Annotated in this window: 16 protein-coding genes; 10 read left to right on the top strand and 6 right to left on the bottom strand. The window is 63.3% G+C overall.

The features are described from left to right. Nucleotides 1–20: 20 nt before the first annotated feature. The 5 genes from KIG99_RS13145 to KIG99_RS13125 form a co-directional block, all read right to left on the bottom strand. Nucleotides 21–293 carry an oxidative damage protection protein gene (locus tag KIG99_RS13145; RefSeq protein ID WP_226442414.1) on the bottom strand — a complete coding sequence of 91 codons (273 nt, stop codon included), beginning with the start codon at nucleotides 291–293 and terminating at the stop codon, nucleotides 21–23. A gap of 117 nt (nucleotides 294–410) precedes the next feature. Further along, complete coding sequence (locus KIG99_RS13140; RefSeq protein WP_226460573.1) at nucleotides 411–1667, bottom strand: voltage-gated chloride channel family protein; 1257 nt, start codon at nucleotides 1665–1667, stop codon at nucleotides 411–413. Nucleotides 1668–1680: 13 nt separating this feature from the next. Then, the gene (argA, locus tag KIG99_RS13135; RefSeq protein WP_226460572.1) at nucleotides 1681–3000 is read right to left on the bottom strand and encodes an amino-acid N-acetyltransferase; all 1320 of its coding nucleotides are present in this window, start codon (nucleotides 2998–3000) and stop codon (nucleotides 1681–1683) included. After that, a complete protein-coding gene (gene pap, locus KIG99_RS13130; RefSeq protein ID WP_226460571.1) occupies nucleotides 2997–4505 on the bottom strand; it encodes a polyphosphate:AMP phosphotransferase in 1509 nt (502 codons plus the stop codon). Before pap ends, argA begins: the two co-directional genes overlap by 4 nt. Nucleotides 4506–4563: 58 nt before the next feature. After that, on the bottom strand, nucleotides 4564–5298 hold the full coding sequence (locus KIG99_RS13125; protein WP_226460570.1) for a 16S rRNA (uracil(1498)-N(3))-methyltransferase: 735 nt from the start codon (nucleotides 5296–5298) through the stop codon (nucleotides 4564–4566). Nucleotides 5299–5339: 41 nt separating this feature from the next. Here KIG99_RS13125 and KIG99_RS13120 point away from each other — a divergent pair, with 41 nt between their 5' ends. The 6 genes from KIG99_RS13120 (at nucleotide 5340) to gap (ending at nucleotide 13376) form a co-directional block, all read left to right on the top strand. Next, on the top strand, nucleotides 5340–5897 hold the full coding sequence (locus KIG99_RS13120) for a thioredoxin family protein (RefSeq protein WP_226460569.1): 558 nt from the start codon (nucleotides 5340–5342) through the stop codon (nucleotides 5895–5897). A gap of 61 nt (nucleotides 5898–5958) precedes the next feature. After that, nucleotides 5959–8445, top strand: a complete 2487-nt coding sequence (locus KIG99_RS13115) for an EAL domain-containing protein (RefSeq protein WP_226460568.1) — start codon at nucleotides 5959–5961, stop codon at nucleotides 8443–8445. 34 nt (nucleotides 8446–8479) lie between these two features. Next, nucleotides 8480–9493 carry a class 1 fructose-bisphosphatase gene (locus KIG99_RS13110; RefSeq protein WP_226460567.1) on the top strand — a complete coding sequence of 338 codons (1014 nt, stop codon included), beginning with the start codon at nucleotides 8480–8482 and terminating at the stop codon, nucleotides 9491–9493. 44 nt (nucleotides 9494–9537) lie between these two features. Further along, on the top strand, nucleotides 9538–10212 hold the full coding sequence (locus KIG99_RS13105) for a hypothetical protein (RefSeq protein ID WP_226460566.1): 675 nt from the start codon (nucleotides 9538–9540) through the stop codon (nucleotides 10210–10212). A 117-nt stretch (nucleotides 10213–10329) separates the two neighbouring features. Further along, nucleotides 10330–12336 carry a transketolase gene (tkt, locus tag KIG99_RS13100; protein ID WP_226460565.1) on the top strand — a complete coding sequence of 669 codons (2007 nt, stop codon included), beginning with the start codon at nucleotides 10330–10332 and terminating at the stop codon, nucleotides 12334–12336. A 23-nt stretch (nucleotides 12337–12359) separates the two neighbouring features. After that, nucleotides 12360–13376 carry a type I glyceraldehyde-3-phosphate dehydrogenase gene (gene gap / locus KIG99_RS13095; RefSeq protein ID WP_226460564.1) on the top strand — a complete coding sequence of 339 codons (1017 nt, stop codon included), beginning with the start codon at nucleotides 12360–12362 and terminating at the stop codon, nucleotides 13374–13376. A 105-nt stretch (nucleotides 13377–13481) separates the two neighbouring features. Here gap and KIG99_RS13090 read toward each other — a convergent pair whose 3' ends face one another. Next, complete coding sequence (locus KIG99_RS13090) at nucleotides 13482–13991, bottom strand: hypothetical protein (protein WP_226460563.1); 510 nt, start codon at nucleotides 13989–13991, stop codon at nucleotides 13482–13484. A gap of 212 nt (nucleotides 13992–14203) precedes the next feature. On the opposite strand from KIG99_RS13090, the gene KIG99_RS13085 reads away from it, so the two are divergent. From KIG99_RS13085 to fba, 4 genes are all read left to right on the top strand, one after another. Continuing rightward, nucleotides 14204–15259 carry a type I glyceraldehyde-3-phosphate dehydrogenase gene (locus KIG99_RS13085; protein ID WP_226460562.1) on the top strand — a complete coding sequence of 352 codons (1056 nt, stop codon included), beginning with the start codon at nucleotides 14204–14206 and terminating at the stop codon, nucleotides 15257–15259. Between the two features lie 19 nt (nucleotides 15260–15278). Continuing rightward, complete coding sequence (locus KIG99_RS13080; protein WP_226460561.1) at nucleotides 15279–16463, top strand: phosphoglycerate kinase; 1185 nt, start codon at nucleotides 15279–15281, stop codon at nucleotides 16461–16463. Nucleotides 16464–16546: 83 nt separating this feature from the next. Then, nucleotides 16547–17977: a pyruvate kinase gene (gene pyk, locus KIG99_RS13075; protein WP_226460560.1), complete on the top strand. Its 1431-nt coding sequence runs from the start codon at nucleotides 16547–16549 to the stop codon at nucleotides 17975–17977. 118 nt (nucleotides 17978–18095) lie between these two features. Further along, entirely contained in the window at nucleotides 18096–19160 is a 1065-nt protein-coding gene (fba, locus tag KIG99_RS13070; RefSeq protein WP_226460559.1) for a class II fructose-bisphosphate aldolase, read from the top strand. The last annotated feature ends 91 nt before the right edge of the window (nucleotides 19161–19251 follow it).

The raw sequence follows: 19251 nt of genomic DNA, 5'->3' as shown, positions 1-19251 counted from the left end.
TCATCGGCCAGGCAACAGGCTCAGGCAGCCGGCGGCACATAGCCCTGGATACGGTCGGCGCCATCGCCGAAGAAGTGCTTTTCAACCTGTTCCGACAGGTACTTGCGATGCTTGGCATCGACCAGGTTCAGACGATTTTCGTTGATCAGCATGGTCTGCATCTTGATCCACTGCTGCCAGGCTTCCTTGGAAACATTCTCGAAAATGCGCTGCCCGAGCGCACCCGGATACGGCGGGAAATCCAGGCCTTCGGCCTCGCGGCCAAGTTTGATGCAATTGACGGTACGTGCCATGTGAAACTCCGTGGGGGTTGATGCGCGAATTATAAGGTCTGAACAGGATCTGTGAAGCAGCCGGCCACCGGCAACAGCGGTGCGCCAGGCTGCGGACGACAGGACGGCGCCGGCCGGCTAATCGCCAGGCCTGCTTTCGGCAGGGGCTTGCCGGTGTTTGGCATGCCCCCGGCGTTGCGCCCGGTAAATGCCGCTATGCCCGGAGAACAGGAAACTGACGACGCAGGCAATGCCGGCATAAACACCGATTTCCGCCCCGAAGATCTCCATCGCCATCAGCGTCGAGGCGATCGGGGTATTCGCCGCACCGGCAAAGACGGCGACGAAGCCGACCCCGGCGAGCAGCGGAAAGGGCAGGTCAAGCACGGGCGCCAGTGCATTGCCCAGCGTCGCACCGATATAGAACAGCGGCGTCACCTCGCCGCCCTTGAAACCACTGCCCAGCGAAGCTACGGTAAGCAGCATCTTGGCGGCAAAGTCATAGGCCGGCAGGGGCTGTTCGAAAGCTTCGACGATGGTCGGAATACCCAGGCCGATGTAGCGCTCGGCGCCCAGGAACCAGACGATGCAGGCCAGCACGATACCGCCGGCGAGCGGGCGCAGCGGTGCATAGGCAATTTTCTGTTTCATCCAGCCGCCCAGGGCATGCGTCGCCTCGGCAAACGCCTTGCCGGTCAACCCGAAAATTGCCCCCGAAATCACCATGGCGAGCAGCGCCCAGGCCGAGAGATGGGGAATCGAGGAAATCACGTAATGGGTATGCTGCACGCCCCAGAGCAGACCGATCTGATCCGCCACAATGGCCGCGAGCATGCAGGGCAGGATGGCGTCGTAGCGCAAGCGGCCAACCGACAGCACTTCCAGGCCGAAGATCGCCCCCGCCAGCGGCGTTCCGAACACCGACGCAAAGCCGGCGCTGATCCCGGCCATCAGGATGATGCGGCGATCTTCATGGCGCAGCCTGAACAGGTGGGTCAGCTGATCGGCCAACGCCCCGCCCATCTGGACGGCCGTGCCTTCCCGCCCGACCGAGGCGCCGAACAGATGCGAGATGACCGTACCGCCGAGGATCAGCGGCGCCATGCGCAGGGGCACGACACTCTTCGGATCATGGATTTCGTCGATCAGCAGATTATTGCCGGCCTCGACCCGTTGCCCGAATTTGAGATAGAGCCAGCCGACGCCAAAGCCGGCAAACGGCAGGCCCCAGATCAGCCAGCGGTGCGCGCTGCGCGTCGCGGTGGCCCAGTCCAGCGCGAACAGGAAAAAGGCCGACGCCGAACCGGCCAGCACGGCAACGGCAAGCGCCAGCAGAATCCACTTGCCAAGATAGGCGAGCAGGGCGAGCGCTTCCGGACGGCTCGGCTCGGTCATGCGCGCCCCATGGTCAAAGCGTCTTGAACAGCACCTTGGAGCGCCGCTGATAGTTGTACATGTCGCGCTTCTTGGCCGGCAGGTCGTCGACATTGCCGAGCTTGAAACCGCGCTCGACGAACCAGTGCTCGGTACGCGTCGTCAGCACCAGCAGGCGCTTGATGCCGAGTTTCTTGGCGCGCTTTTCGATACGTGTCATCAACTGCTCGCCGTAACCCCATTCGCGATGCTCCGGGCTGACCGCCAGGCAGGCCAGTTCGGCCTCCTCGTCGGAATGACGGTAGAGCGCCGCGCAGCCGACGATGATGCCGTCGTGCAGCATGATCGAGAAATGCTCGATCTCGCGTTCGAGCAGTTCGCGCGGCCGGTGCACCAGGATGCCCTCTTCTTCCATCGGCTCGATCAGCGCGATCAGGGCGGCGATGTCGTCCGGCTTGGCTTCGCGGATGTTCTCCAGCGATTCGCGCGTGACCACGGTGCCGACACCGTCGTGCGTGAACAACTCGCGCAGCAGCGCCCCGTCCTGCTCGTAACTGATCAGATGCACCCGGCCGACGCCGGTCCGCGTCGCGCGCACGGCGCAGGGCAGATAGCGGCGGATGTCGGGTGACAGCCATTCGCCGCCACTGAGCAGCTCGGCGACCTCGTCGGCGGTCATCGCGTCGATCAGTTCGCCGGCCTGATCCGTCGCACCGCGGCTGTCGGTCAGATACACCAGCTTGTCGGCGCGGATCGCGACGGCCACGGCTTCGGCCGCTTCTTCCATCTGCAGGTTGAAGATCTCGCCGGTCGGCGACGGCCCTTCGCAGTTGAGCAGCACGATGTTGCCCAGACCGAGCTGGGCGTTGATGCCCTCGGCGTCGACCTTGCGCACCTTGCCGGCGTACTGCATGTCGATCCCGTCGAGCACGCCGATCGGCTGGCCGGTGATGAAATTGCCGCCGATGACGCGGATGCGGCTGTTCGCCATCGGCGTGTTCGGCAAGCCCTGCGACAGCATCGCCTCGATTTCGAGATAGACGCTGCCCACCGCGTCGAGCACGCAATCGAGCGCCGCCGCATCGGTCACCCGGTAGCCGCGGTGATAGACCGATTCGAGATTCTTTTCGGCCAGCTCTTCCTCGATCTGCGGCCGCGCGCCATGCACCAGCACCAGGCGGATGCCCAGGCTGACCAGCAAGTTGACGTCGTAGGCCAGGGTCTTGGCAAACTCGCTGGCCACCGCCTTGCCACCGAAGGCAATGACGAAGGTCTTGCCGCGAAAGGCGTTGATGTAGGGCGTGACCGCCCGGAACCAGGAGACGAAGTGCTCGTCGTAAGGGGTTTCGCTCATTTCTCGCTGTATTTTCCGTTGTCGTCCTTGAGCGCATTTTCGATGCGCTCGCACAGGGTTTTCAATACCTTGACCCGGGCAAAGTTCTTGTCGTTGGCCTCGACCAGCGTCCACGGTGCCAGACCGGTCGAGGTCCGGTCCACCATGTCGCAGACGGCGGACACGTACTCGTCCCACTTCTCGCGGTTGCGCCAGTCCTCGTCGGTGATCTTGAAGCGCTTGAACTCGGTGTCCTGACGCTCCTTGAAGCGACGCAACTGCTCGTCGGCGCTGATCTGCAGCCAGAACTTGACGACGATCGCCCCGGCATCGACCATCTGGTGCTCGAAGTCGTTGATCTCGGCATAGGCGCGCAGCCAGTCAGCCTCGGAACAGAAGCCCTCGACCCGTTCGACGAGCACGCGGCCGTACCAGGAACGGTCGAAGATCGCCGCCCGGCCCAGGCGCGGCAGGTGGCGCCAGAAACGCCACAGATACGGCTGCGCCCGTTCTTCCTCGGTCGGCGCGGCAATCGGCACGATCTGGTATTGCCGGGCATCCATCGCGGCGCCGATGCGGCGGATGGTGCCGCCCTTGCCGGCCGCATCCGAACCTTCAAAAACGAGCACCAGGGAACGTTTACCGACAAAGCGCGGGTCGCGCACCAGTTCCGACAGGCGCGACTGGTACTTGGCGAGTTGCGCCTCGTAATCCTTCTTTTCCAGTTTCTGCGTCAGATTGAGTTCGGACAGCACATTTTTCTGATCGATGGCATGCATGATCGGCGGCGCCACCGGCACCTGCTGCCGGCCTTCCTGTTGCAGGCGGCGCTTCATGGCTTCGAGCACGATGCGGCCGACAGTCAGCGAGCGGTATTCGTCATCGGTCCCCTCGACAATGATCCACGGCGCATGCGCGGTATTGGAAACACGCAGCACGTGACCAGCGACGGCCTGCAACTTGTCATAGGTTTTCAGGCGGTCGTAGCTTTCCTTGGTGACGCGCCAGGCGGTATGCGGGTTCTTTTCCAGCGCCTTCAGACGCGTCTTCTGGCCATCCTTGGAGAGGTGGAACCAGAACTTGAGAACAAGAGCCCCTTCATTGACCAGCATGGCTTCGAAGCGATTGATGTCGTCGAGTTGCTCGTCCAGTTCCGAACGCCGCATCTTGCCGGTGATGCGGTCGGTGATCGGCTGCGAATACCAGGAGCCGGCAAAGATGCCGACCTTGCCCTTGGGCGGCAGGGCACGCCAGTAGCGCCACATGTAGGGCCGGGCGCGTTCCTCGTCGGTCGGGGAAGAAAAAGCCAAGGTCGAGATATGGCGCGGATCCATCCAGGAGTACAGCAAGTTGATGGTTTCGCCCTTGCCGCTGCCGTCGACACCGCTGATCAGGATGACGACCGGGAATTCCTTCTTCTGCAGCATGTCGTACTGGACGTCGAGCAATTCGGCACGCAGTTTCGGCACCTCTTTCTTGAACGTCGCCTTGTCGATCTTGTGACCCAGTTCTGCCGATTCGAACATTTGCTCTCTCCCTTGTTTTTACTTTACAGGTCATGCGTGACAAAAAATCACGCCTGACCTACCCCCTGAAATCACCCCACAAAGCCTGCATCGCCGCCAGCGCCGCCAACGCGGCGGTTTCCGTGCGCAAGACGCGCGGCCCCAGACGCACCGCCTGGAAGCCGGCCTGCTTTGCGGCAAGGATTTCCTGCGGATCAAGCCCCCCCTCGGCGCCGATCAGCATCTGCACACTCGTCGCCGGCGGCAGATCAGCCAGCGCAAACTCGGCATCGGGCGCCAGGATCAGGCGCAAGCCCTCGCCGGTCGGCCGGGCCAGCCAGTTTTCCAGTTTTTCCAATGGCGCCACCAACGGCACCTGGTTGCGCCCGCACTGCTCGCAGGCCGATGCGGCGACGCCCTGCCAGTGCGCCACCCGCTTGCCGGCACGTTCGCCGACCAGCTTGGTGACGCTGCGCCGGCTATCGACCGGCACGATGCTGCCGACACCCAGTTCGACCGCTTTCTGGATGGTGAAATCCATCTTGTCGCCGGACTGCACCGCCTGGATCAGCGTCACCGCGAGTTTCGACTCGCGCTCGACATCCTGCCAGGCGCCAAGCGAGGCAACGACACGGCTTTTTTCAATGCGCTCGATGCAGGCTTCGTATTGCCCGCCGCGCCCGTCGAACAGGACAACGGAAGCCCCCGGCGGCAGACGCAGGACACGCACGGCATGGCGTGCCACCGGCTCGGGCAGATCAATGTGCGCCCCCGGCGAGAGGGCTTCGCGGCAGTAAAAACGGGGTAGATTCATCGGTGCTATTATGGGCGAAAATAGGCTTCTGGAGCGCAATCATGGCTGCTTTGCATCCGCCGGTGTGTGATTTCGGCCGGCCGGCAATCGACTTCGGCCTGCCCGGCACCGACGGCCGGCAGCACACGCTGGCCAGCTGTCGCGGCGCGAACGGCCTGCTCGTCATGTTCATCTGCAACCACTGCCCCTACGTCAAGGCGATCATCGATCGCCTGGTGCGTGACTGCCGCGAACTGACCGACGACGGCATCGGCTGCGTCGCGATCATGAGCAACGACTTCACCGCCTACCCCGACGATGCACCGGAAAACATGCGACGCTGGGCCGCTGAACAGGATTTCCCCTTCCCCTACCTGATCGACACCAGCCAGGAAGTCGCCCGCGCCTACGGCGCCGTGTGCACGCCGGACTTTTTCGGCTACAACGGCAAACTCGAACTGCAATACCGCGGCCGTCTCGATGCCTCGGAGCGCACGCCTGGCCCCGGCGACGCCCGGCGGGAGCTGTATGAAGCGATGCGAAATATTGCCAAAACCGGGCGTGGACCGCTGGAACAACGCGCTTCGATCGGCTGCTCGATCAAATGGAAAGCGGACTGAAGTCGCTGGAAGCAGGCCGCGCCTTCGGCTATGATCATCCTTTATCCAGAAGCCCCTCCGCGTGGACCGCACCCCGACCGCACCGCCCACCTCCAGCGAACCCAGCCGTCGGCACGCCTACCTGGAAGCAGTCATGGCCAGCATGCCGCAAGGCATCAGCGTTTTTGATGAAAATCTGTGCCTGCGCGTCTGGAATCGGGGCTTTCTCGAGGTTCTCGACCTGCCGCCGGAAGCGGTTTATGACGGTGTCCCTTTTTCCGACCTGATCCGGATCACGGCAGGCCGCGGCGAATATGGTCCCGGCGACATCGAGGAGCAAGTTGCCCGAATCACCGAGAAGGCCCTCAAATTCGAAGCCCACTGCTTCGAGCGCCTGCGCCCGAGCGGCCGCACCCATCTCGTCCAGGGCGAACCCTTGTACATCGAGGGCAAGCTGGCCGGTTTTGTCACCACCTACACCGACATCACCGAACGCAAGGCGGCAGAAAACGAACTGCGCCATCAGCACAGCCTGCTCGAAACGGTCATCGAAAACGTCCCGAGCGCACTCAGCCTGTTCAACAAGGACCAGGAACTGGCGCTCCACAATCAGGCCTTCCAGCGTCTGCTCGACCTGCCGCAGTCACTGTTCGACAACCGGCCGGTGACCATGGAAAAGATTTTCCGCTTCAATGCTGCCCGTGGCGAATACGGCAATGGCGATACCGAAAGCATGGTCCGCACGATGCTGGCGCGCAGCCGCAAGCACCTGGCACACCATTTCGAACGCACCCGCCCGAATGGCAAGACCCTCGACATCCGTGGCGTACCGCTCGCCGACGGCGGCCTGGTCACGATCTACACCGACATCTCGGAACGCCGCGCCAGCGCCGAACGCGAAGAACTGGCCCAGAAGGTGTTCAATCACACGCCAACCGGGATCATCTTTACCGACGAAGCGCACCACATTCTGTCGACCAACCCGGCCACCACCCTGATGACGGGTTACGAGCCGCTCGAACTGCTCGGCAAAACCGTTTTCTCGCTGATCGGCGGGAACCAGGAGCTGACGCCCGCATCCTTTGAGGAAAAGCTGAGCAGCGGCGGCTCGTGGTACGGCGAGCTGGAGCTCACCACGAAATCCGGCGAGCTGTTTCCGGCCGGGATACGGATCAGCCGGGTAGATGACCCGCAAACGGGTCAGCCTGCCCATTACATCTGGATTCTGGCCGACATTACCGAGCGCCGCGAAGCCGAAGAGCGCATGCGCCACATCGCCCAGCACGATGCGCTGACCGGCCTGCCCAATCGCCTCGCCCTGCTCATGCGCCTTGCCCAGCTACTGCCCGAGGCACGCCGTCACCAGTGGCAGGTGGCGATCATGTTCCTCGACCTCGACCGCTTCAAGATCATCAACGACACACTCGGCCACCAGGTTGGCGACGACCTGTTGCGCGAAGTCGCCTGCCGCTTGTCCAAGGTCGTGCGCGAAACCGATTTCGTCGCCCGCCTGGGCGGCGACGAATTCGTCGTCATCCTGCCCGGCATTTCGACCTCCTCCGATGCTGCGCTGGTGGCGGGCAAGATCATCGCCGCACTGTCGACGCAGATTCACGCCGAAGGCCACGAGCTGCACACCAGTCCGTCAATCGGCATCAGCATTTTCCCGAATGACGGCCCGGATGGCGACACCATCCTGAAAAACGCCGACACGGCGATGTATCACGCCAAGGCGACCGGACGGAACAACTACCAGTTCTTCGCGGCCGACATGAATCTCGCCTCGGCCGAACGCCTCGACATCGAGCGCAAGCTGCGCCACGCGATTGCCCGCAACGAGTTGGCGCTCTGCTTCCAGCCGCAATTCAAGGCCGATGGCTCGCGCCCGACCGGCGTTGAGGCCCTGGTCCGCTGGCACCACCCGACTGACGGCATGATCTCGCCGGTGCGCTTCATTCCGGTCGCCGAGGAAACCGGGATCATTGTCGAGATCGGCGAATGGGTCTTGCTCAATGCCTGTCGCACGATGAAGCAGTGGCTCGATGACGGCCTCGATCCGATCCGCATTGCCGTCAACGTCTCGGCGCGCCAACTGCGCCGGCGCGACTTCTGCGAAACAGTGGCCGGCGCCCTCGCCGAATCGGGCCTCCCGCCCGAGTTGCTGGAACTCGAAATCACCGAAAGCTCGGTGATGGAAAATCCGGAAGAAGCCATCCAGATCCTGCAGCGCCTCGGCCGCATGGGCATTTCGCTGGCCATCGACGACTTCGGCACCGGCTACTCCTCGCTGGCCTACCTCAAGCTGTTCCCGATCGACCATCTGAAGATCGACCGCTCCTTCGTCGCCGACATCGAAACCGACCTCAACGACCGGGCCATCGCCTTCGGCACCATCGCCCTGGCCCATTCACTCGGCCTCAACGTCATCGCCGAAGGCGTCGAAACCGACGACCAGCTTGAACTGCTGCGCAGCAACGCCTGCGACGAAGTCCAGGGTTACTTCTTCAGCAAGCCGCTCGATGGTCCTGCGGCCTTCGCCTTTCTGCACGCCAGGCAGCACCCGGAGTAAAATCGCGCCTTTGTCATTGCAGCAGGGAGTCAACATGGTTCAGCGCACGCTGGCACGCTACCTCACCGAGGAACAGCGCAACAAGGGCGTCATCACCGCCGATCTCAAATTCCTGATCGAAATCGTTTCGCGCGCCTGCCAGGCCATTTCGGTCGCCATCGGCAAGGGCAGCCTCGGCGGCGTGCTCGGCGAAGCCGGCAGCGACAACGTGCAGGGCGAAGCGCAGAAAAAGCTCGACGTGCTGTCCAACGACATCCTGCTCGACGCCAACGAATGGGGCGGCCACCTCGCCGCCATGGCCTCCGAGGAAATGGATCTGCCGCACCTGGTGCCGCACCGCTTCCCGAAGGGCGAATACCTGCTCACCTTCGACCCGCTCGACGGCTCCTCCAACATCGACGTCAATGTCTCGATCGGCACCATCTTCTCGGTACTCAAGTGCCCGGAAGACGCCGACCTGAGCACGCCGGCAGCCGCCGAAGCCGCCTTCCTGCAGCCCGGCACCGCACAGGTTGCGGCCGGCTATGCCGTTTATGGCCCGACCACGCTGCTCGTCCTGACCGTTGGCGACGGCGTCGCCGTATTCACCCTCGACCGCGAGCAGGGCAGCTTCGTGCTGACCCAGGAAAACGTGCAGATTCCGGCCGACACCAAGGAATTCGCCATCAACATGTCGAACCAGCGTTTCTGGGAAGCCCCGGTCAAGCGCTACGTCGACGAAATGGTGGCCGGCAAGGAAGGCCCGCTCGGCAAGGACTACAACATGCGCTGGGTCGCCTCGATGGTCGCCGACGTGCATCGCATCATGACGCGCGGCGGCATCTTCATGTATCCGCTCGACAGCAAGATGCAGGACAAGGGCGGCAAGTTGCGCCTGATGTACGAGGCCAACCCGATGGCCTTCCTGGTCGAACAGGCCGGCGGTGCCGCGACCACCGGCCGCCAGCGCATTCTCGACATCATGCCGGCCCACCTGCACCAGCGCGTGCCGGTCATTTTGGGCTCAAAAAACGAAGTCGACCGGGTCAGCGGCTACCACAGCGCCTGAATTCATGTAAATTGCATCACCCTTACCTGTAAAGGAATCCAGCAATGCATCCGCGCACCCTCGCCCTAGTCATTGCCGCAACCGCCTTCGCGGCCGGCTGCGTCAGCAACGAAAAGAAGCCTGAAGCCGAAACACCAGCACCGGTGGCCGCCGCACCAGCTCCGGCCGCCGCGCCGGTAGCCGCCAAGCCGGAATGCCCACCCGAAGCGACCGGCAAGAAAAAATCGACCAAGGCAACGAGCAAGACAAAAGCCGCGAAAAAGGGTGAAGCGGCAAACGCCGATTGCGAACCGGCCAAGCCGAAGACGGCAAGCGCGCCAGCCAAGGCCGCCGAGCCAGCCCCGGCACCGGTGGCAGCGCCCGCCGCCGCCCCGGCCAAGGAAGCAGCCAAGCCGGCCGAAGCCGGCAAACCACGCATGATGAAATCGCGTGACGGCACCTTCGAAGGCGAGGTTTACGGCAACATTCCGCCGAACAGCAAGTGGGCAAAATTGCAGATCGGCATGCACCAGTCGGAAGTCGAGCGCATTCTCGGCGTTACTTCGAACATCCGCGGCTATGTCACCGCCAAGGCCTGGATACCCTTCTATTTCGGAACCGACAGCCACCGCTACGAGGCAGTTTACGCAGGACAGGGCAGTGTCGCCTACACCGGTGGTGGCATGGGTGGCGGCCAGGGCGTTCTGATGATGATCAACTACGATCCGAAAATCCAGTAAAGCGGCAACAAGCCCATTGCGGCGGGCATTTTGCCTGCCGCAATGCAACATCGCCCTACCCAAAGAGGGCCTTTTCCCGGATAATTTCAGCTTTTCAGCAGGCTGGATTTCCGGATCATGAGCGTCAGCAACCTCCCCAAGTTTTCTCCCCTGACCGGCGCCATCCGCGCGCTGGCCATGGATGCCGTGCAGCAGGCCAATTCCGGTCATCCGGGCGCCCCGATGGGCATGGCGGAAATTGCCGAAGTGCTCTGGCGGCGTCACCTGCGCCACAACCCGGCCAACCCGCAATGGCCCGACCGCGACCGTTTCGTGCTTTCCAACGGCCACGGCTCGATGCTGATCTACGCCCTGCTCCACCTGACCGGCTACGATCTGTCGATCGATGACCTGAAGAATTTCCGCCAGTTGCACGCCAGAACCCCGGGCCACCCGGAATACGGCTACACGCCCGGCGTTGAAACGACGACCGGCCCGCTCGGCCAGGGCATCACCAACGCCGTCGGCTTCGCGCTGGCGGAAAAGGTGCTGGCCGCCGAGTTCAACAAGCCCGGCCACGAGATCGTCAATCACCACACCTACGCCTTCATGGGCGACGGCTGCCTGATGGAAGGCGTTTCGCACGAAGCCTGTTCGCTCGCCGGCACGCTTGGCCTCGGCAAGCTGATCGCCTTCTGGGACGATAACGGCATCTCGATCGACGGCCATGTCGAAGGCTGGTTTACCGACAACACGCCGGGCCGTTTCGAAGCCTACGGCTGGCATGTCATTGCCAATGTCGATGGCCACGACAGCGACGCCATCGAACGCGCCCTGCTCGAAGCCAAGGCGGTCACCGACAAGCCCAGCCTGATCTGCTGCAAGACGACGATCGGCGCCGGTTCGCCAAACAAGCAGGGCTCGCACGACTGTCACGGTGCACCGCTCGGCAAGGACGAAATTGCCGCCGCCCGCGCCCACATCGGCTGGAACCATCCGGCTTTCGAAATCCCGGCCGACATCTACGCTGCCTGGAATCGCAAGCCGGCCGGTGCCGCTTTCGAGGAAAACTGGACAAACCGCTTCCAGGCCTACCAGGCCGCCTTCCCGGCCGAAGCCGCCGAGTTCGAACGGCGCGTCATGAAGCGCGAACTGCCGGCCTCCTGGGAAGCGACCAAGGCGACCTACCTCGCCGCCTGCCGCGACAAGGCCGAAAACATCGCGACCCGCAAGGCTTCGCAGAACGCCATCGCCGCACTGGTTCCGGCCGTGCCGGAAATCTTCGGCGGCTCGGCCGACTTGGCCGGCTCCAACCTGACCTTCGTCAAGGGCAGCAAGGGCGTCACCCGCACCGAGGGCGGCAACTACTGCTACTACGGCGTGCGCGAATTCGGCATGACCGCAATCGCCAACGGCATCGCCCTGCACGGCGGCCTGATTCCCTACACCGCGACCTTCCTGGTCTTCTCCGATTACGCCCGCAACGCCATCCGCATGGCGGCGTTGATGAAGCAGCGCCAGATCATGGTCTATACACACGACTCGATCGGCCTCGGCGAAGATGGCCCGACCCACCAGCCGGTCGAGCACATCCCGTCGATGCGCATCATCCCCAACCTCGACGTCTGGCGCCCGGCCGATGCGACCGAAACGGCAATTGCCTGGACCGCAGCGGTCGACCGTGCCGACGGCCCGAGTCTGCTCGCCCTGTCGCGCCAGAACCTGCCGACCGTGACGCAGAACATCGCCGACGAAGACATCCGCAAGGGCGGCTACGTGCTCGCCGAAGCCGATGGCGAAGCGCAGCTGACGCTGATCGCGACCGGTTCCGAAATCAAGCTGGCGCTCGACGCCCAGGCCGCACTCAAGGCCGAAGGCATTGCTGCCCGCGTCGTCTCGATGCCCTGCACCAACGTCTTCGACCGCCAGAGCGCCGACTACAAGGCCGCCGTGCTCGGCACCTGCAAGAAGCGTATCGCCATCGAAGCGGCGCATCCCGACTTCTGGCGCAAATACGTCGGCCTGCACGGCGCCGTGATCGGCATCGACCGCTTCGGCGAATCCGCGCCCGCCGGTCAACTGTTCGAAATGTTCGGTTTTACCGTCGCCAACGTCGTTGCCACGACCAAGGCACTGGTGTCCTGATTAATTAAAGAGGAGAAGCTTCAATGGCTATCAAGGTTGCTATCAACGGGTTTGGTCGTATCGGTCGCTGTACGCTGCGCGCCATTTACGAACAGGGTTTGCAGAACGAGTTCGAAGTCGTCGCCATCAATGCTTCCGGCGACCTGAAGACCAATGCCCACCTGCTGAAGTACGACACCACGCACGGCCGCTTCACGACGCCGGTCGAAACCGATGGCGAAAACTGCATCATCATCGACGGCAAGCGCATCACCTTCTACTCGACCAAGAATCCGAAGGACATCAACTGGGCCGACCACGGCGTTGACGTGCTGCTCGAATGTACCGGCGCCTACACCTCCAAGGCCAAGGCGCAAGCCCTGCTCGAGCAGGGCGCCAAGCGCGTCCTGATCTCCGCCCCGGGTGGCGACGACGTCGATGCGACCATCGTATACGGTGTCAACCACGACATCCTGCGTGCCGACATGACCGTCGTCTCGAATGCCTCGTGCACGACCAACTGCCTGGCCCCGGTCGCCAAGGTGCTGTCCGACAACCTCGGCATCAAGCAAGGCCTGATGACCACCATCCACGCCTACACCAACGACCAGGTGCTGGTTGACGTGCGTCACAAGGACCTGCGCCGCGCCCGCGCCGGTGCCCAGAACATCATCCCGACCAAGACCGGCGCTGCCGCCGCGGTCGGCCTGGTGCTGCCGCAACTCAAGGGCAAGGTCGACGGCTTCGCGCTGCGCGTCCCGACCATCAACGTCTCGCTGGTCGACCTGACCTTCACCTCGGAGCGCCCGACCTCCAAGGAAGAAATCAACGAACTGATGAAGGCCGCCGCGGCCGGCCCGCTCAAGGGCGTGCTCGCGGTCAACAACGACCCGCTGGTTTCCTCCGACTTCAACCACACCACGGTTTCCTCGACCTTCGACGCCACGCAGACCCGCGTCATCGACGGCAACCTGGTCAAGGTCCTGGCCTGGTACGACAACGAGTGGGGTTATTCCTGCCGCATGCTCGACGCCGCCCGCGCCTGGGTGAACGTCAAGTAAGCGCTGCTTGCTGCAGAAAAAGGGGCCATCCGGCCCCTTTTTTTCGTCCGCGCGCAGCGGGCGACGGTGCCCGACACCATCAGCCGAGCGCTACCGTGGCCGCGCTCAGGCGGCCTTGATCATCGCCTGCGTGCCCCCGGCCAACGCCATCTGCAGTGCGGTCACTGCGGCATCGACCGCGCCGCCGGCATCCTTTTCGAGCGCAAGGGCAGCCGCCACTTCCGGATCGGACTCCGGCTTGCGGCCGAGCAGCTTTTCGCGCACCCGCTCGTTGATCAGTTCTTCCATTGCCTTCCGCTTTTCCGGCGGCATCGCATTGAGGTCCTCCTCGGTCAGCCCCAACTCCTTCAAGACCGCATCGCGGATATGTTCGGCCGGGCTTTTGTTCACGTAATCGTGCAACTCGGCGAGCAAGGCCTTGTGCGTGGCCTCTTTTTTTGCTGCCTTCTCCTGCGCAATTTCGCTGGCCGTTTTTTCCGGCTCGCTTTCTTTCGCCGCTCCGGCCGTACCTGCCGCCTTCTTCAAGGCATCTGCAAAGCTTTCGCCGCTCGCCGGCTCGCTCGAACGCGCCGCGCTCGCGGCCAGGGCTGAATTCAGTTCATTGGTGATTTGCATGCTTCCATCCTCACAAGAGACAAGAGCGAAAAGCAAATAGCGCACCAGCATAAAGGCGAGCCTAAACCCGCGAAACTCGGCCCCCTCGGGAAAATCAGCCCCGCCCACGGCAGAACTTGCCGGCCAACAATGCCGATTCACCGCATCAGCGCTCGGTTTTATGCCCACAACCTTGTAAAATCACCCGCTTCGATCACTTCGGATTGGCTCGCGTGCCCGGCACCCATCGCCCTCTTCGTCTCGCCATCAACGGCTACGGCCGGATTGGTCGCTGTTTTCTGCGTGCCCTCCTTGAATCGCCCGTCACGCACAATCTGCAGGTCGTCGCCATCAACGAACCGGCCGACCTCGCCAGCATGGCCTACCTCACCCGCTTCGACTCGACGCACGGCCGCTTTCCCGGCCAGGTCGAGGTCGGCGAGGACGCCCTGCTGATCGACGGACACCGGATTGTCGTCAGCCATGCCCGCAAGCCGGAAGATGTCGCCTGGCAGGAACTCGGCATCGACCTGCTCATCGAATCCTCCGGCTGTTACGGTCGACGTGCCGAATTGAGCCGTTTTCTCGACGCCGGCTGCCCGCGCCTGCTGCTGTCGCATCCGGGCCTATCCGGCAGCGACGTCGATGCCACCATCGTCAACGGCATCAACCACGCCAGTCTGCGCGGCGACGAGCGCCTGGTCTCGGCTGCGTCGTGCACGACCAATGCCATCGTCCCCATCCTCGACCTGCTCGACCGCGAGATCGGCATCGAACAGGCCATGCTCAGCACACTGCATTCGGTGATGAACGACCAGCCGCTGATCGACGGCTATCACCACACCGACCTGCGCCGCACGCGCTCGGCGATGCAGTCGATCATCCCGGTCTCGACCGGTCTGGCGCGCGGCATCGAACGCCTGCTGCCGCAACTGGCCGGGCGCGTGCACGCCAAGGCGATCCGCGTCCCGACCCTGAACGTTTCGGCGATCGACCTGACGATCAGCACCCGGCGCGACGTTTCCGTCGCGGAAATCAACGCCCTGCTCGCCGCCACCGCGAGCGGCCCGTTGCGCGGCCTGATCGCCTATTCCGAGGCGGCGCACGCCTCGATCGATTTCAATCACGATCCCCATTCGGCGATTGTCGACGGCAGCCAGACGCGCACCGCCGGCCCACGCCTGCTCAACCTCTTTGTCTGGTTCGACAACGAGTGGGGCTTCGCCAACCGCATGCTCGAAGTGGCCGGTCACTGGTCACAACACTGGACGCAAGAATCCATTACTTAAGCCAAATCAGGAGATATCCATGAACGTTATCAAACTCACCGACCTCGACGTTTCCGGCAAGCGCGTCTTCATCCGCGCCGACTTGAACGTGCCGCAGGACGAAGCCGGCAACATCACCGAAGACACCCGCATCCGCGCCTCGCTGCCGTCGATCAAGTACTGCCTGGAAAAGGGCGCCGCCGTGATGGTCACCTCCCACCTCGGCCGTCCGACCGAAGGCGAACTGAATCACGAAGACAGCCTGATGCCGGTCGCCGTGCGCCTCGGCCAGATGCTGCACACCTCGGTTCGTCTGATCCAGAACTGGGTCGATGGCGATTTCGAAGTCAAGCCGGGCGAAGTCGTCCTGCTCGAGAACTGCCGCGTCAACAAGGGCGAAAAGAAGAACAACGACGAACTGGCCCAGAAGATGGCCAAGCTGTGCGATGTCTACGTCAATGACGCCTTCGGCACCGCGCACCGCGCCGAAGCGACCACCCACGGCATCGCCAAATACGCGCCGGTCGCCTGCGCCGGCATGCTGATGGGCGCCGAAATCGACGCGCTGGGCAAGGCCCTGCACGAACCGAAGCGCCCGCTGGTCGCCATCGTCGGCGGCTCCAAGGTTTCCAGCAAGCTGACCATCCTCAAGTCGCTGGCCAGCAAGGTCGACCAGTTGATCGTCGGCGGCGGCATCGCCAACACCTTCCTGCTCGCCTCCGGCAAGCGCATCGGCGACTCGCTGGCCGAAGCCGACCTGGTCAAGGAAGCCCACACCATCATGGACATCATGAAGGAACGCGGCGCCGAAGTGCCGCTGCCGGTCGACGTCGTCGTTGCCGACGAAGTCTCCGCCCTGGCCCGTGCCAACAAGATCTCGGTCGACGACGTGCATGTCCACGACCGCATCCTCGACGTCGGCCCGAAGACCGCCGCCATGCTGTCGCAGATCATCGCCAACGCCGGTACCATCGTCTGGAACGGCCCGGTCGGCGTCTTCGAACTGCCGCAGTTCGCCGGCGGCACCAAGATGATGGCCTCGGCAATCGCCCACTCCGAAGCTTTCTCCATCGCCGGCGGCGGTGACACGCTGGCCGCCATCGCCAAGTTCCACATTGCCGATGACGTCGGCTACATCTCGACCGGCGGCGGCGCCTTCCTCGAATTCCTCGAAGGCAAGACCCTGCCGGCGATCGCGATTCTCGAAGAACGCGCCGCAAAATAAGGCTTGCGGACCGGTTGACCGTCCCACAACGGTCAACCGGCAAAAAGCAGTAAAAACCATCGAACAACCAGGGAAGAGAAGACATGTCGCGCCATACCAAGATCGTTGCCACGCTGGGCCCCGCCTCATCCACACCGGAAGTTCTCGAACGCATGGTGCAGGCCGGCGTCGACGTCGTCCGCATGAATTTTTCGCACGGCACGGCCGATGACCACAAGGCACGCGCCGAGGGCATCCGCGCCGCGGCAGCCAAATACGGCCGCACCGTCGGCATCCTCGGCGACCTGCAAGGGCCGAAGATCCGCGTCGGCAAGTTCGATGGCGGCAAGATCACCCTGGTGATCGGCGACAGCTTCATCCTCGATGCGCAATGCACGCTCGGCAACCAGGAGCGCGTCGGCCTCGATTACAAGGACCTGCCCAAGGACGTGGTCAATGGCGACATCCTGCTGCTTGACGACGGCCGTCTCAAACTCGAAGTCACCGGCGTGCGCGGCCAGGAAATCCACACCCGCGTCATCGTCGGCGGCGACCTGTCGAACAACAAGGGCATCAACCGCCAGGGCGGCGGCCTGACCGCGCCGGCGCTGACCGGCAAGGACATGGACGACATCAAGACGGCGGCCCAGATCGGCGTCGATTTCGTTGCCGTCTCCTTCCCCAAGAGCGCCGCCGACATGTACATGGCGCGCCAGTTGCTGCGCGCCGCCGGCAGCTCCGCCGTGCTGATCGCCAAGATCGAGCGCGTCGAGGCCGTTGAAAATCTCGCCGAAATCCTCGACGCCTCGGACGGTGTCATGGTCGCGCGCGGCGATCTCGCCGTCGAAGTCGGCGATGCTGCCGTGCCCGCCTTGCAGAAGAAGATGATCCGCATGGCCCGCGACATGAACAAGCTGACCATCACCGCGACGCAGATGATGGAATCGATGATCACCTCGCCGGTGCCGACCCGCGCCGAAGTCTCCGACGTCGCCAATGCCGTGCTCGACGGCACCGACGCGGTGATGCTGTCGGCCGAAACCGCCGCCGGCAAGTATCCGGTCGAAACCGTCGAATCGATGGCGCGCATCTGCGTCGAGGCCGAGCGCTCGGCCGATCTGACGCTTGAGCGCGAATTCCTCGACCGCGTGTTCACGCGCATCGACCAGTCGATCGCGATGGCCGCGATCTGGACCGCGCACCACCTCAAGGTAAAAGCCATTGCCGCGTTGACCCAGTCCGGCTCGACCGCGCTGTGGATGAGCCGCATGAACTCCGGCGTGCCGATCTACGCGCTGACCCCGGATGCCGAGTCGGTCGGCCGCATGGTGCTCTACCGTGGCGTCTGCCCGCTGCCGATGAAGCAGCAGCACACCGACCGCGAACTGCTGCTCGCCGAAGCCGAACAACTGCTGATCGACCGCGGCGTCGTCGAAAAGGGCGACCTGATCGCGCTGACCATCGGCGAGCCGATCGGCACCACCGGCGGCACCAACACGCTGAAGATCGTCCGCGTCGGAGAACATAGTTGTTAGGATCGAGTTGCCTAGGGGCTTGAGCAAAGAGCTCGATCCTCGATCCTCGATCCTCGATCCTCGATCCTCGATCCTATAGAATCTATCCTTTCATAATATTTTCCCCTGGAGTTTTCCCATGCCGCTCGTTTCCATGCGCCAATTGCTCGACCACGCCGCCGAAAACGGCTACGGGCTGCCCGCCTTCAACGTCAACAACATGGAACAGGTCTGGGCCATCTGCGAAGCCGCCAGCCAGATCGACGCCCCGGTCATCATGCAGGCCTCGGCCGGCGCCCGCAAATATGCCGGCGAAGCCTTCCTGCGCCACCAGATCCTGGCCGCGCTCGAAGCCTACCCGCACCTGCCCATCGTCATGCACCAGGACCACGGCCAGAGCCCGGCCGTGTGCATGAGCGCCATCAAGTCCGGCTTCACCTCGGTGATGATGGACGGCTCGCTCGAAGCCGACGGCAAGACCACCGCCTCCTATGACTACAACGTCGCCGTCTCCAAGGAAGTCGTCAAGTTCTCGCATTCGATCGGCGTTTCGGTCGAAGCCGAACTCGGCGTGCTCGGCTCGCTCGAAACCATGCAGGGCGACAAGGAAGACGGTCACGGCGCCGAAGGCAAAATGACCCGCGAACAGTTGTTGACCGATCCAGACCAGGCTGCCGACTTCGTCAAGCAGACCAACTGCGACGCGCTCGCCATCGCCATCGGCACCAGCCACGGCGCCTACAAGTTCACCAAGCGCCCGACCGGCGACATCCTCGCCATCGACCGCATCGCCGAAATCCACGCACGCATCCCGAACACCCACCTGGTCATGCACGGTTCATCTTCCGTGCCGCAGGAACTGCTCGCCGAAATCCGCGAATTCGGCGGCGACATGAAGGAAACCTATGGCGTGCCGGTCGAGGAAATCGTCAAGGGCATCGCGCACGGCGTGCGCAAGGTCAATATCGATACCGACATCCGCCTCGCCATGACGGCCGCCGTCCGCCGCTACATGTTCGAGAACCCGGGCAAGTTCGATCCGCGCGACTTCCTCAAGCCGGCCCGCGAAGCCGCCAAGAAAATCTGCCTGGCCCGCTACGAAGCCTTCGGCTGCGCCGGCCGCGCCAGCCAGATCAAGGTCATCCCGCTGGAAAAGATGGCCGAGCGCTATGCCAAGGGCGAGCTGAACCAGATCGTCAAATAAGCCCTTTTTTCCGGGTTGACCGATAAAGCCGCCTGCGGGCGGCTTTTTTGCGGGCGAAATGTTTTTATCCGATCCATTCGCGCTGCCCGCG

The organism is Quatrionicoccus australiensis (genome assembly GCF_020510425.1).
Lineage (GTDB): Bacteria > Pseudomonadota > Gammaproteobacteria > Burkholderiales > Rhodocyclaceae > Azonexus > Azonexus australiensis_A.
The sequence above is the reverse complement of the archived record's forward strand: the minus strand, read 5'-3'. Positions and strand labels throughout refer to the sequence as shown.